We start from the raw sequence: 13,245 nt of genomic DNA, 5'->3' as shown, positions 1-13,245 counted from the left end.
GCGCTCCACCTGGTTACAGACTGCCGCGTGGCTCCGCCGTAGCGGCCGCCGCTTCAGTATCCTCACGCGCCTCCAAACGCAAGCGTCTTGCGGCTCAAGTGTGCTGCGCGACCTGCAAGGCCGCGTTCTTCCAGGCCTGCGCAGCGGCTTCGGCGTCGCCGCGCTGCTCGGCCAGCGTGGCCAGATGGCACCAGGCGCTGGCGCGCAGGCTGGCGTCGTGCAACTGCGTCACGGCCTGGGTGAGCAATTGCTGCGCCTTGCCCCAGAGGCCGCGGCGCAGGCAGGCGACGCCGGCGAGGTACTGCAGGCGGCTGTCGCGCGGGTTGGCCTGCTGCGCAGCCTCTATGCGCGCGAGCCAGGCGGCGTCCAGGCTGTCCAGGCTGGCTTCGAGCGTGCGCACGAGCTTGAGGGCCTGCGCGTCCGGCAAGGCGTGCGGCAGCTCCACCAGGCGCTCCCATGCCGGTAGCAGCCAAGCGCGCACCTGCGAGGGCTCTCCACCCAGCGCGGCCAGGCGTTGCGCGGCGTGGATGGCAAGCTCGGGCATGTTGCGTTCGGTGGGTTCGAGCGCGGTCCAAAGCTGCTGCAACTGGGCGGCGTCGTGCGCGCCATCGAGCAGATTGGTGGCCAGGCTGCGCAGAATGCCTTGCGCCGCAGTGGCCGAGAACGCACGGTGTTTGGCGAGCAAACGCGCGGTCTCGAGCGCATCGCCGGTACGGCCCGCGAGCCGCGCGGCCTTGAGCTTGATGCGCAGCGCCAGCGTGCGCCGCGCCGCGCCGTGCGGCAGCGCCGCGAGTTGCTCCAGCGCACCTGCGGGGTCGCGGTCGTCGAGCGTCCAGCGCGCGGCGCGCAGTTGCACGCCTTCGCGCAACTCCTGCACGCGCACGGGGCCTTGCGCGGGAGCGCTGGCGAGGGCGGCGCGCAAATGCGTTTCGCGCGTGCTGCGGTCTTGCAGGGCGTGCGAACCTTCGGCTGCGACCACGTGCGCGAGTGTGCGCAAAGCGACGGCGTGGGCCACGGTTTCACCGCCGGCTTGCAGCGCCTGCTCTTGTTGCAGCGCAGCGTCGGCAGCGCGGCGCGCGCGCACGAAGCGCCCGGCGAGCAAATGGGCCAGCCCGTCGAGCAAGGCGCCGTGCATGGCGCGCTCTTTTTGACGCAAGCGCCAGCGGCGTGCTTCGCGCGGCAGCTCGAGCAGGGCCGCGAGTGCGCGCAGGGCCGCGTACAGCGTGACGAAGCCGAGCGCGAGCAGCAGCAGTACGAGGTTCAGCGACAAGTCGATGCGGTACGGCGGCCAAAACAGCGTGACGCTGCCCTGGTTGTTGCCCGCAAAAAGGGCCGCGGCCGCGGCCATGCCGAAAAGGATCAGAAACCACAGTGCAGCGCGCATGGGCTAGCCCTTCACCGTTCTCAGCGCCCGGCCGCGGCCGTGGCCAGCGCGGCCAGCGTGTCGTCCACGCGCGGCAGCTCGGCAGCCTTGATGCTCGCCTGCGCCTGCTGCAGGAGTGTGGCGGCGTTTTGCGTGCGGCGGGACGTGGGGTCGAAGTATTTGTTGAGCGCCGCGCTTGCTGCCGCGAGGTCGGCGCGCGCCGCATCGTACTGGCGCGCGAACAGGCCCAGGCGCGCGTTCAGCAGCTTGAGCTTGAGGTTTTCGCGCAGGAAAAACGCCTGCTCGGGCGCGAGCAGCATGGCTTCGGGCTGGTCAATGCGGCGCACGCGCACGAGCAGGCGGGTCTCGTCGCGCACGGCCTGCCACAGATTTTGCAAGCCCGAGTGCCACCAGGACGGATCTTCCGCGTCCGCTGGCTTTGCGGCTTGCCCCGTTTGCGTCAGGCGGCGCGTGCTCTCAGCCCGGGCGACTTCGTTGTGCACGGGCAGGTCGTCCACCAGGCGCACGAGTTCATCGAGGCGCGCGAGCAGGCCCGCGGTGTCGGTGACGTTGGCGCGCGCGAGCCGGTCCAGGTCGCGCGTGATGGCGCGCTGGATCGGCGCCAGACGCGGCTGGGCGGCGCGCTCTATGCGCTGCTGGGCGCTTTTGAGCGCGGCCACGAGCGGCTCCAGGCTGCCGGTGAGCTGCGCTTGCTGCTGGGCGAGGCGAATGGCGGCGTCTATGTCCACCACCAGGTTTTCGTCGCGCGAACGCGACAGGCTTTGCATGAGCTCCTCGAGCTGGCTGCGCTGCAGCGCCGATTCGTTCACGCGGGCTTCGAGCACGCTCAGGCGCGTGCTGGCGTCGCGCGCCAGTTCTTCGGCCTGGCGCGCAAGGGTACGGGCTTCGACCGCCTGGGTGCTCGAATCGGCCGACTGGCGTGCCAGCTGTTCCTGGATGCCGCCCAGCTTTTGCCACAGCAGCACACTGCTGACCAGGGCGGCGACGGCCAAGGCCGCGGCTGCGACCAGCAGATAGGCCTGCAGCCCGGAGCGGGGGGCGACCGGAGCCGGCGTATGCGCGGACTGGGCCGTCCACGGCGACTGCGGAGCAGGCGATGGTGCGGGTGGTGCGGGCGGATGAAGAGGAGATGGCGGGGGCTGGAAGGGCTGCTGTGCAGGCGCCGCCGCAGCGGGTGCGGCAGCGGGTGGCGCGGTGGCGCCAAGATCGGCAGGCGCGGCGGCCGCGGCAGGGGCAGCGCTGGAATGACCGGAATTGGGCGCGGAGCTCATGGAGCCGATTCTATCGAGGCTCCCAGCACGGCCGCCACGTCTGCCACCGTAGGGCGGCAATCGCGCACCAGCCCGAAGCCTGCGGCGCGCGCGGCGGCGGCGATGCGTGGGTGCGTGGCGATTGCGCGCGCCTCTGCGAGCGGCAGGTCGGGCAGGGCCGCGTGCAGATGGCGCACGGCCTCGGAGCTGCTGAGCAGCCACCAGCTGCGCGCCGCCACGGCGGCATGCGCGCGGCGCAGCTGCTCGGGGCCCCAATGGGGCGCGGCGCGCTCGTAGGCGACCACGGTTTCGACGCTGCCGCCCGCAGCTTCGACCTGCTGTGCGAGCCAGTCGCGGCCCTGGCCCTGGTGCGGGCCCTGGCTCTGAAGTCTGCCCGCCTCGCGCCCGCGCACGATGAGCACGCGCGCGCCCGGCCCCACCTGCGGCGCCACACGCTGCCACAGCGCTTCGGAATCGAACTGCGCGGCTTCGGTGGGCGGGCTGTCCAGCCGCGCCGCGGGCCAGCCCGCCTGCTGCAGCGCGCGCGCCGTGCCGGGGCCGGGCGCCCATGCTCTTGTTTGCATAGCTTTCAGCGCAGGTACATCAGGCGCTAGAGCCTCATTTGGCATCAAAAAATGGCGCACGGCGGGCACGCTTACGAACATCACCGCCTGGTATTGCGCGAGCTGCGCGCGCGCCTGTTGCAAGGCAACCTGGCTCGCGGCGTCCGCGCAGGGGGCGATGTCGATCAAGGGCAGGGCGGCGGCGCTGATGCCCCGCGCGCCAAGCTGCTGCACCCAGCGCGCGGCTTCAGGAGCAGGGCGGGTGACAAGGACTTGCACGCCCACGCCCATGTCTTCGCCCATGCTCTGCGCCTGCGCCGTCATGCCGCGCTGCTAGGCAAGCCAGGCACAGCTTGCGCTGCCCCGTCCCCCACCGCTGCGGCAGCGCGCAGGCTCGCGGCGACTTGCATTCCCAGCGCCTCGGCTTCGGCATGGCTTTGCACCGCGGCGGCAGTGCTCGCGCGCACGAGCGGCGCGCGGCCTTCGGGGTCACCCCAGGCGGCATCGAGCTGCAATTTGCCCTGCACCCAGCGCGCGTGCGCCGCCAGCGGCATGGAGCAGCTGCCGCCGAGCGCACGGCTCACGGCGCGTTCGGCGCTCACGGCGAGCCACGTGGGGGTGTGCGCGAGCGGCGCGAGCGCAGCGATCAAGTCGGTGCGCGCGCTTTGCACTTCGATGCCCAGCGCACCCTGGCCCGCAGCGGGGAGCATTTCGTCGGGCGCGAAGATGCTGCGGATGCGCGCGCCCAGGCCCAGGCGCTTGAGGCCCGCGGCCGCGAGCACGATGGCGTCGTACTGCCCTTCGTCGAGCTTGCGCAGCCGCGTGTCGAGGTTGCCGCGCAGCGGCGTGATGCGCAGATCGGGCCGCAGCGCCTGCAGCAGCACCTGGCGGCGCAGGCTCGAAGTGCCGAGCACCGCGCCTGTGGGCAGCTCGTCCAGGCTCGTATAGTGCGGCGCGACGAAGGCATCGCGCGGGTCTTCGCGCTCGAGCACGCAGGCCAGCGCAAAGCCCTCGGGCAAGTCCATGGGTACGTCCTTGAGCGAATGCACGGCGATCTGCGCGCGGCCCTGTTCGAGCGCCACTTCGAGCTCCTTGACGAACAGCCCCTTGCCGCCGACCTTGCTCAGGCTGCGGTCCAGGATCTGGTCGCCCTGCGTGGTCATGCCCAGCAGGCGCACGCGGTGCCCGCGCGCCTGCAAGAGCGCCTGCACGTGTTCGGCCTGCCACAGCGCGAGGCGGCTTTCGCGCGTGGCGATCACGATGGAGGAGGGGGGGGATTCGTTCGGAGTCATCGTGCGCACGAAGGCAAAAGTGAAGACGGTCTGCCGCAGGCAAAAAAAGAGCGGCGGATGCTAGCATGCGCCACCATGGCAACCGGGCGCAGCCGGGCGCAGAAAGCGCCATTTTGCTGCCGCTGCAAAGGCATTTTCCGTGAAAAAAACCGACAAAGACTTTCCGCTGATCCAGGATATCCGCCTGCTCGGGCGCATTTTGGGCGACGTGATCCGCGAGCAGGAGGGCGTGGCCGCCTTCGAGCTCGTCGAGCAGGTGCGCAAGCTCTCCGTGGCCTTTCGGCGCGATGCCGACCAGGCAGCCGACCAGGCGCTCAAAACCTTGCTCAAGTCGCTCACGGGCGACCAGACCGTGAGCGTGATCCGCGCCTTCACCTATTTCAGCCATTTGGCGAATCTGGCTGAAGACCGCCACCACATCCGCCGCCGCGCCGTGCACGAGCGCGCGGGCGAGACGCAGGAAGGCAGCATCGATGTGGCGCTCGCACGGCTGCGCTGGGCCGGCATTGCGCCGCAGACCATCGCCGAAACGCTGGCGCACAGCTACGTCTCGCCGGTGCTCACGGCGCACCCGACCGAGGTGCAGCGCAAGAGCATCCTCGACGCCGAGCGCAGCATTGCCCAGCTGCTGAACCAGCGCGACGACATCCTCGCGCGCGCCCAGCTCTACCACAGCGCCAAGGACGCGCTCACGCCGCGCGAGCTCGCGGCCAACGAAGCCCAGCTGCGCGCGCGCGTGGTGCAGCTGTGGCAGACGCGCCTGCTGCGCTTCAGCCACCTCACCGTGGCGGACGAGATCGAAAACGCGCTCTCGTACTACGAATCGACCTTTTTGCGCGAAATTCCCAAGATCTACGCCATGCTCGAGGGCGCGCTCGGCGAGCTGCCGGTGCACAGCTTTTTGCGTATGGGCCAGTGGATAGGCGGCGACCGCGACGGCAACCCCAACGTCAACGCCGACACCTTGCAGCACGCGCTGCGCCGCCAGGCCGACATGGCGCTGCGCCACTACCTGCGCGAGGTGCACTTTCTGGGCGCCGAGCTGTCCATGTCGGCGCGCCTGGTGCGCACCACGCCCGAAATGGCCGCGCTCGCCGCGCGCTCGCCCGACACCAGCGAGCACCGCCAGGACGAACCCTACCGCCGCGCGCTCACCGGCATTTATGCGCGCCTTGCCGCCACGCTCAAGGAGCTGACCGGCGGCGAGGCCGCGCGCCACGCCGTCGCGCCGCAAAACCCTTACGCGAGCGCCGAGGAACTGCTGGCTGATCTGCGCGTGATGGAGGCCTCGCTGCGCGCGCACCACGGCGCCGACCTCGCGCGCGAGCGCCTGCACCCCTTGATGCGCGCCGTGCAGGTGTTCGGCTTCCACCTGGCCACGGTGGACTTGCGCCAAAGCTCCGACCAGCACGAGGCCGTGGTGGCCGAGCTGCTTGCGGTGGCGCGCCTGGAGCCGGCCTACGCCGCGCTGGCCGAGGACGCCAAGTGCACGCTGCTCATGCGCCTGCTGAACGACGCGCGCCCCTTGCGCGTGCTCGACGCCGCGTATTCGGCCACCACGCGCAGCGAGCTCGCGATCTTCGAGACCGCGCGGCAGCTGCGCGCACGCCACGGCCCCGAGGCCATACGCCACTACATCATCAGCCACACCGAATCAGTGAGCGATTTGCTCGAAGTGCTGCTGCTCGAAAAAGAGGTGGGCCTGCTGCACGGCACCCTGGACGACGCGGCGCGCAGCGAGCTCATCGTCGTGCCCTTGTTCGAGACCATTGCCGACCTGCGCAACGCCGCGCCCATCATGCGCGACTTTTACGCCCTGCCCGGTATCGCCGCCATGGTGCAGCGCAGCGGCAGCGGCGCGCAAGGGGAGCATGGCGAGCAGGACATCATGCTCGGCTACTCCGACAGCAACAAGGACGGCGGCATCTTCACGAGCAACTGGGAGCTGTACCGCGCCGAAACCGCGCTCGTGGAGCTGTTCGACCAGCTCGCGCAGTCCTACCGCATCCGATTGCGCATGTTCCACGGGCGCGGCGGCACCGTGGGGCGCGGCGGGGGGCCGAGCTACGAGGCCATTCTCGCGCAGCCGCCGGGCACGGTGCGTGGGCAACTGCGCCTGACCGAGCAGGGCGAAGTGATCGCCTCCAAATACTCCAACCCCGAAATCGGGCGCCGCAACCTCGAAACCCTGGTTGCCGCCACGCTCGAAGCCACGCTGCTGCAGCCCACCAAGCCCGCGACGCCCGCCTTCCACGCCGCGGCCGAGCAGCTCTCGGCCGCCAGCTTTGCCGCGTACCGCGCGCTGGTCTATGAGACGCCGGGCTTTGCCGAGTATTTTTTCCACGCCACGCCGATCCGCGAGATTGCCGAGCTCAACATCGGCTCGCGCCCGGCCTCGCGCAAGCCCTCGCAGCGCATCGAGGACCTGCGCGCGATTCCCTGGACTTTCAGCTGGGGCCAGTGCCGCATCACGCTGCCGGGCTGGTACGGCTTTGGTTCGGGCGTGCAGGCTTTCATCGAACAAGCCGACAAAGACCCGAAAACGCAGCTTGCGCTGCTACGAAAAATGGTCCGCCACTGGCCGTTTTTCCGCACCCTGCTGTCGAACATGGACATGGTGCTGGCCAAGAGCGACCTCGCGCTGGGCGCGCTCTACAGCGAGCTCGTTGCCGATCCGGCGCTGCGCGCGCGTGTGTTCAGCGCCATCGAGGCCGAATGGCAGCGCACCACCGACGCGCTGTACCGCATCACGGGCGACAGGCAGCGTCTGGCGCACAACAGCGCGCTCGCGCGTTCGATCCGCTACCGCTTCCCCTACATCGACCCGCTGAACCACCTGCAGGCAGAACTGCTGCGCCGCTGGCGCGCCGAACCCGGCGACGAGCGCGTGCACACCGGCATCCATCTATCCATTAACGGCATTGCCGCGGGTTTGCGCAATACGGGTTGAAAAGAGACGGCTCTGGCCGAGAAAGTGGCCGATTTCCGGCGTTTCGGTGCATGGGCACCCGCAGCACTGATTTCCGCCAGCGCCCGCATAGGTGCGCAGCACCTGCCTCATGGACAATCTGGAATCATGCCTTTTTCGGCCCCGCCTCGTGCACGAAAAACAGGCAATCTGCGACGCCGCCCGGCAAATCAAGGGCTTGCCGCGGCCATACTGCACAAGCCCAAACTTATCCACATGCTTGTCCAGCGGCGCGTGGGATAAGCGGGTGCCCTCCTGCTGAGAATTTTGGCAATGCGTCATTGGTATATAAAAATCAATGGATTGCAGATTCCGGACAAGGCCTTTTCGGGCTTTTCCACAGGGTTGTGCAGCCGGTGCGGGGATAATCATTCGTGCTCGCGCTGCGTGTCCAAGCGATCGCGAGGACATGGTTCACGGCCTTGCCAAAAGGGCTTCAGACAGTCTGGGCGCCTTGCAATCACTGCCTTTGCGGGGCAACATAGCCCATGAAAACGTCGTGAACAGGTTCTCAGGCGGCTTCGTGGGCAGCGCCCGCCAAGCCGTCGCAATGTGAGCGCACAAGCCTTTTGCTCAGCGCCCCCAGTGCCCCAGCACCGCATTGACCAGCCCGCCGCCCAGCACCAGCCAGGCAAACAGCAGCGCGGCCAAGGCCAGCGGGCGGCTGCCGGCGCGGCGAATGGCGCTGGCGTGCGTGCTCAGCCCCAGCGCGCCCATGGCCATGGCCAGCAGCAGGTTGTCCAGCGCAAGCAGCATCGCCTTGGGCACGGCAGGCAGCAGCGGCAGCGAATTGAGCAGCGCCACCAGCACAAAGCCCAGCGCAAACCACGGGATCGTGATGCGGCCACGGCCGCTGGCATCTGCTGCGGGCGCGGTTGCCGTTATGGGCGCGACTACCGGCGCAACTGTGGATGCAACTGTGGACGCAACTGTGGGTGCGACCACGTGCACACGGGCGCCGACACGCACGCCGCGGCGCGCTACGGCCAACGACAGCGCCAGCAGAAAAGGCGCCAGCAGCATTACACGGATCATTTTGGTGATCACCGCCTGATCGGCTGCGGTTTCGCCCACGGCGCGGGCCGCGCCCACCACCTGCGCCACCTCGTGCACGGTCGAGCCCACATACACGCCGTAGGCCGCGTCGCTCGCCCCCAGCGAAGCCAGCCAGGGGTGCAGCAGCGGGTAGCCGAACATGCCCAGCGTGCCGAACACCACCACCGTGGCCACCGCCACGGCCACCTTGTCACCGCGCGCCTGGATCACCGGCTCGGTGGCCAGCACGGCGGCCGCGCCGCAGATCGAGCTGCCGGCGCCGATCAGAATGGCGGTCTGGCCGTCGATGCGCAGCCAGCGGCCCAGCCATACCGCCAGGCCAAAGGTGCTCGTGAGCATGACCACATCGATCAGTACGCCCGACCAGCCCACTTGTGCAATCTGCTGCAGCGTGATGCGCAGGCCGAACAGGATGATGCCCAGCCGCAGCAGCCGCTGCTTGGCGTAGTCCACGCCCGTGCCGCACCGGGTATGCAAGGCCGGGTACACCGTGTTGCCCAGCACGATGCCGCCGACGATCGCCAGCGTCAGTGCCGACAGGCCCCAGCGTGCCACCCAGGGCTTTTCGGCCAGCCACGCGGCCGCCAAGGCCAGCGCGAGCGTGAGCGCCAGGCCAGGAGCGCGCTGACGCAGCAGGTGCATCTGGCGGAAACAAGGAGAGGGTGCCGAGGCAGGACGATGTTCGGGGCGCGTAAGTTCAGACATGGGCGCGATGCTGCGCTCTTGATTTCAAGAAGTAAAACGGATAATTCTTCTTTTTTTGATTAGATAAAACGATCAACCATGTCCCTGCGTTTTTCCTTGCGTGAGCTGGAAGTGTTTTGCGCGATTGCGCAGCAAGACCACGTGCACCGCGCTGCCGAGGCCGTCGCCCTGACGCAGTCGGCCGCAAGCCAGGCGCTGGCGCGGCTGGAAGCGGCGCTGGGCCGGCCGCTGTTCGATCGGCGCGGACGCCGCCTCGTGCTCAACGACAACGGGCGCCAGTTGCTGGCGCGCGCGCGGGCTTTGCTTGACCAGGCGCAGGAGGTGCAGACGCTGTGGGACGAGGGCGGCCCCGCGCTGAACCTGGGCGCCAGCACCACCATTGCCAACTACCTGCTGCCGGCGCAACTGGCCGCTTACCGACAGGCCCATCCCGGCGCGCCCGTGCAGCTCACCGTGGGCAACACGCGCGAGGTGGTCGCGGCTGTCGCGGCGATGGAGGTGGACTTTGGTCTGATCGAAGGCGCGTGCAGCGATTCGCATTTGCAGGTCGAACGCTGGCGTGCCGACGAGCTGATCGTGATCGCTGCGCCGGGCCATGCGCTGGCACTGCAGCCCACACGCGCGCAGCTGGCCGCCGCGCCCTGGCTGCTGCGCGAGCCCGGCAGCGGCACGCGCGAGGAGGTCGAGCGCTGGCTGCTCACGCACCTGGGCAGCGTGCGCGCCGACATGGAGCTGGGCAACTCCGAAGCCATCAAGCGTGCCGTGGCCGCGGGGCTGGGCTTGAGCTGCCTTTCCCGCAGCGCAGTGGCGGATTTTTTGGCCAGCGGCGCCTTGGTAGAAGTGGCGACCGGCCTGCCGCCGCTCGTGCGCCAGCTGTGTCTGGTGCGCCACCGCGAGCGTCCTGCCACGCGCGGCATGCAGGCGTTTTTGGCGCTGGCGTCGCTGGTGGAGGCAAACGCCGCTGGCTCCGCTCCGGGCTGAAGGAGTTACTAAAAGTATAGCTGCTAGCGCTTTATACACCTGGGCTGGAGGCGTTTTTTATCCAAAATTTGCGGCGGCATTGCGCGTGCGCTGCCGCTGTGCGCGCAGCAGCACCACGAGCGCCCCTGCGCCGCCCTCGTCGGCGCGCGCCTGCACGAAGGCCAGCACCTCGTTTTTCTGCACCAGCCAGCTGTGCACGCGGCCTTTGAGCACGGGGCTCTTGCCCGGCGAGCCCAGGCCTTTGCCGTGCACGATGCGCACGCAGCGCAAGCCGCGCTGCAAGGCCGTGCGCAAGAACTGGCCGAGCGCGGCACGCGCCTCGTCGGTGCGCAGACCGTGCAGGTCGAGCTCGGCCTGCAGCGTCCAGGCGCCCTGGCGCAGGCGGCGCGAGACCTCGGGGGCTATGCCGGGACGGCGAAAGCTCAGCGTCTCGTCGGTGTCGAGCAGCGAACCCACGTCGAAGTCGTCGCTGAGCGCCTCTTGCAGCACGCGCTGTTCGTCGCGCTGGTGTTGCAGCGCGAGCGGCGCGGGCGGCTCGGGGCGCAGCAGCACGGTGCCTTGCGCGCGCAGTGGCGTCACCGGCCCCACGGCGCGCGCGAATTCCTGCTGCGCGGCGCGCGCCTGGGCTGCTGCGGCGCGGCGGGCGCGTTCCTCGGCCTCGGCACGGGCGCGCTCCTGCGCGATGCGTGCGCGCAGCGGCCCCATGTCTTGCAGCGCGTGCGCGACGAAGCGTGGGTGGCTCACGGCAGCCCCCTCATAGCAGTCCCCTCACAGCAGACCTTCTTTGGCCATCGAAAAGCTCTGCCCCGGCGCGACGATCACGTGGTCGAGCACGCGCACGTCGATGAGCGCGAGCGCGGCCCGCAGCGTCTGCGTCAGGGCCTCGTCGGCGCGGCTTGGCTGCACGCTGCCGCTCGGGTGGTTGTGCGCGAGCACCACGGCCGCGGCCTGGTGGTGCAGGGCGCGCAGCACCACTTCGCGCGGATAGACGCTGGTCTGCGTGAGCGTGCCGCGAAACAGCTCCTCGAGCGCGAGCAGGCGGTGCTGACCGTCGAGAAACAGCACGGCAAAGACTTCGTGCCCTTTTTCGGCCAGGTGCAGCTGCAGGTAGTGCGTGATCGCGCCGGGCGTGTCGAACGCGGGGCGCTCGCGCAGCTCTTGGGCGAGCGCGCGGCGCGCGAGTTCGAGCACGGCCACGAGCTCGGCGCGCTTGGCCGGCCCCAGGCCTTTGATGCGTGCGAGCTCGCGCGGCGTGGTGTGCAAAAGCCCCGCGATACCGCCAAAGCCGCCCGAGACCTTGCCCGTGGCGCCGTCGCGGTGCGGCGCATCGAGCAGTTCTTGTGCGAGCTGCAGCACGTTTTTGCCTGCAATACCCGTGCGCAGCAGGATGGCCAAAAGCTCGGCATCGGCGAGCGCGCCCGGGCCGCGCGCGAGCAGCTTTTCGCGCGGCTGGGCGTCAGCGGGCAGGTCTTTGATCGCCATGGCGGGAGTGGGGTCGCAAGATTTTTACAATGCAGGCCAGTTTATCGGGACTTCCATGACCTCCAGCGCCACCCTTGATTCCAGCCTTCCCACTGTGCAGCCCGGCTCCTTCCTCACGCTGCACTACCGCCTTGCCGGCCCGGCGGGCGATGTGATCAACACCTTCGGCGGCCAGCCGGCCACGCTCTCGCTCGGCGCGGGCGAGCTCTCGCCCGCCGTGGAGCAGCGCCTGCTGGGCCTGCCAGAGGGCGCGCGTGCCACGTTCGAGCTGCCCGCAGGCGAGGCCTTCGGTGAGCGCAAGCCCGAGATGCAGCAATGGGTGGCGCGCAAGCTGCTCGATGCGCTCGGCGACCCCGATGAGTCCTACGCCGTGGGCGAGGTGGTGCAGTTCCCCACGCCCGATGCGCAGGGCAGCTACGCGGGCGTGGTGCTGCAGGTGCGCGAGGACGGCGCGCTGCTGTTCGACTTCAACCACCCGCTGGCCGGCCAGCCCGTGACCTTCGAGGTGTACGTGATCGGGGTGCTGTGATGCCGCCGCTGCAAGAGGTGGTACTGGCCGAGCCGCGCGGCTTTTGTGCGGGCGTCGATCGTGCGATCGAGATCGTCGAGCGCGCACTGCGCAAGTTCGGCGCGCCGATCTACGTGCGCCACGAAATCGTGCACAACACCTACGTGGTCAGCGACCTCAAGGCGCGCGGCGCGGTGTTCATCGAGGATTTGGCCGAGGTGCCGCCGGGCGCGACGCTGGTGTTCAGCGCGCATGGCGTGAGCCGCGCCGTGCAGCAGGAGGCGCAGGCGCGCGGCTTTCAGATTTTCGACGCCACCTGCCCGCTCGTGAGCAAGGTGCATGTCGAAGTGGCCAAGCTCGCGCAGGAAGGCTACGAATTCCTCATGATCGGCCACAAGGGCCACCCCGAGGTCGAGGGCACCATGGGCCAGCTCGACCATGGCATCCACTTGATCGAGGACGTGGACGACGTTGCGCGCGTGCAGCCCGCGCAGACCGCCAAGCTCGCCGTGGTCACGCAGACCACGTTGAGCGTCGATGACGCGGCGCACATCCTCGCCGCGGTGCGCGCGCGCTTTCCGCAGGTGCGCGAGCCCAAGCAGCAAGACATCTGCTACGCCACGCAAAACCGCCAGGATGCGGTCAAGCTGCTGAGCCCGCAGGTCGACGTGCTGATCGTCGTCGGCAGCCCCACGAGCTCGAACAGCAACCGCCTGCGCGAGCTCGCGACCAAGCTGGGCACGCCCGCGTACATGGTGGACAGCGCCGCCGAGCTGCAAAGCGGCTGGTTCGAGGGCGTGGCGCGCGTGGGCCTCACGGCCGGCGCCTCGGCGCCCGAAGTCCTGGTGCAGCAGGTGCTCGAGCGCATCAAGGCGCTGGGCGCGACCGCGGTGCGGCGCATGGAGGGCGTGCAGGAGACGGTGAAATTCCCGCTGCCCAAGGGCTTGCGCCTCGACGAAGCGGCATAGCGCCGAAGGGGGCAAACCCGGGCTTGCAGAAAATTTTGGTCAAATCAGCGTTTTGCCAAGTATTCATAAGCGCAGGAAGCTATTGATG

11 protein-coding genes are annotated in these 13,245 nt (G+C 69.2%); 4 read left to right on the top strand and 7 right to left on the bottom strand.

The features are described 5' to 3' along the window. Nucleotides 1–94: 94 nt before the first annotated feature. The 4 genes from FK527_RS12745 to hemC are packed head-to-tail and all read right to left on the bottom strand — an operon-like array spanning nucleotide 95 to nucleotide 4,489. Complete coding sequence (locus FK527_RS12745) at nucleotides 95–1,384, bottom strand: heme biosynthesis protein HemY (protein ID WP_144734505.1); 1,290 nt, start codon at nucleotides 1,382–1,384, stop codon at nucleotides 95–97. Between the two features lie 20 nt (nucleotides 1,385–1,404). Beyond that, entirely contained in the window at nucleotides 1,405–2,655 is a 1,251-nt protein-coding gene (locus tag FK527_RS12740; protein WP_144734502.1) for a uroporphyrinogen-III C-methyltransferase, read from the bottom strand. Beyond that, entirely contained in the window at nucleotides 2,652–3,521 is an 870-nt protein-coding gene (locus FK527_RS12735) for a uroporphyrinogen-III synthase (protein ID WP_246072794.1), read from the bottom strand. The genes FK527_RS12740 and FK527_RS12735 overlap by 4 nt, the downstream gene beginning before the upstream one ends. Continuing rightward, entirely contained in the window at nucleotides 3,518–4,489 is a 972-nt protein-coding gene (gene hemC / locus FK527_RS12730) for a hydroxymethylbilane synthase (RefSeq protein WP_144734499.1), read from the bottom strand. Before hemC ends, FK527_RS12735 begins: the two co-directional genes overlap by 4 nt. Before the next feature lie 139 nt (nucleotides 4,490–4,628). On the opposite strand from hemC, the gene ppc reads away from it, so the two are divergent. Beyond that, on the top strand, nucleotides 4,629–7,439 hold the full coding sequence (gene ppc / locus FK527_RS12725) for a phosphoenolpyruvate carboxylase (RefSeq protein WP_144734496.1): 2,811 nt from the start codon (nucleotides 4,629–4,631) through the stop codon (nucleotides 7,437–7,439). 591 nt (nucleotides 7,440–8,030) lie between these two features. On the opposite strand, the gene FK527_RS12720 is transcribed toward ppc, so the two are convergent. Further along, on the bottom strand, nucleotides 8,031–9,155 hold the full coding sequence (locus FK527_RS12720) for a YeiH family protein (RefSeq protein ID WP_144734573.1): 1,125 nt from the start codon (nucleotides 9,153–9,155) through the stop codon (nucleotides 8,031–8,033). A gap of 141 nt (nucleotides 9,156–9,296) precedes the next feature. On the opposite strand from FK527_RS12720, the gene FK527_RS12715 reads away from it, so the two are divergent. Further along, nucleotides 9,297–10,199, top strand: a complete 903-nt coding sequence (locus FK527_RS12715) for a LysR family transcriptional regulator (protein WP_144734493.1) — start codon at nucleotides 9,297–9,299, stop codon at nucleotides 10,197–10,199. A 57-nt stretch (nucleotides 10,200–10,256) separates the two neighbouring features. Here FK527_RS12715 and FK527_RS12710 read toward each other — a convergent pair whose 3' ends face one another. Both FK527_RS12710 and radC read right to left on the bottom strand, forming a co-directional pair. After that, entirely contained in the window at nucleotides 10,257–10,904 is a 648-nt protein-coding gene (locus FK527_RS12710) for a Smr/MutS family protein (protein WP_144734570.1), read from the bottom strand. Between the two features lie 63 nt (nucleotides 10,905–10,967). Beyond that, a complete protein-coding gene (gene radC / locus FK527_RS12705) occupies nucleotides 10,968–11,681 on the bottom strand; it encodes a RadC family protein (protein WP_144734490.1) in 714 nt (237 codons plus the stop codon). Between the two features lie 55 nt (nucleotides 11,682–11,736). Here radC and FK527_RS12700 point away from each other — a divergent pair, with 55 nt between their 5' ends. Then, nucleotides 11,737–12,210, top strand: coding sequence for an FKBP-type peptidyl-prolyl cis-trans isomerase (locus tag FK527_RS12700; protein WP_144734486.1), 474 nt, complete (start codon nucleotides 11,737–11,739; stop codon nucleotides 12,208–12,210). Beyond that, entirely contained in the window at nucleotides 12,210–13,157 is a 948-nt protein-coding gene (ispH, locus tag FK527_RS12695) for a 4-hydroxy-3-methylbut-2-enyl diphosphate reductase (protein ID WP_144734483.1), read from the top strand. Before FK527_RS12700 ends, ispH begins: the two co-directional genes overlap by 1 nt. Nucleotides 13,158–13,245 lie beyond the last annotated feature (88 nt).

The sequence above is a fragment of the Extensimonas perlucida genome (assembly GCF_007655255.1).
GTDB classification, from domain to species: Bacteria; Pseudomonadota; Gammaproteobacteria; order Burkholderiales; family Burkholderiaceae_C; genus Extensimonas; species Extensimonas perlucida.
Note: the sequence above shows the minus strand (reverse complement) of the source record. Positions and strands in the feature narration are given on the sequence as shown.

What these genes read in the sequence shown, in the direction of transcription:
- FK527_RS12745 (WP_144734505.1), bottom strand. Translation starts at nt 1,384, where the DNA reads ATGCGCGCTGCACTGTGGTTTCTGATCCTTTTCGGCATGGCCGCGGCC.
- FK527_RS12740 (WP_144734502.1), bottom strand. Translation starts at nt 2,655, where the DNA reads ATGAGCTCCGCGCCCAATTCCGGTCATTCCAGCGCTGCCCCTGCCGCG.
- FK527_RS12735 (WP_246072794.1), bottom strand. Translation starts at nt 3,521, where the DNA reads ATGACGGCGCAGGCGCAGAGCATGGGCGAAGACATGGGCGTGGGCGTG.
- hemC (WP_144734499.1), bottom strand. Translation starts at nt 4,489, where the DNA reads ATGACTCCGAACGAATCCCCCCCCTCCTCCATCGTGATCGCCACGCGC.
- FK527_RS12720 (WP_144734573.1), bottom strand. Translation starts at nt 9,155, where the DNA reads ATGCACCTGCTGCGTCAGCGCGCTCCTGGCCTGGCGCTCACGCTCGCG.
- FK527_RS12715 (WP_144734493.1), top strand. Translation starts at nt 9,297, where the DNA reads ATGTCCCTGCGTTTTTCCTTGCGTGAGCTGGAAGTGTTTTGCGCGATT.
- FK527_RS12710 (WP_144734570.1), bottom strand. Translation starts at nt 10,904, where the DNA reads ATGGGGCCGCTGCGCGCACGCATCGCGCAGGAGCGCGCCCGTGCCGAG.
- radC (WP_144734490.1), bottom strand. Translation starts at nt 11,681, where the DNA reads ATGGCGATCAAAGACCTGCCCGCTGACGCCCAGCCGCGCGAAAAGCTG.
- FK527_RS12700 (WP_144734486.1), top strand. Translation starts at nt 11,737, where the DNA reads ATGACCTCCAGCGCCACCCTTGATTCCAGCCTTCCCACTGTGCAGCCC.
- ispH (WP_144734483.1), top strand. Translation starts at nt 12,210, where the DNA reads ATGCCGCCGCTGCAAGAGGTGGTACTGGCCGAGCCGCGCGGCTTTTGT.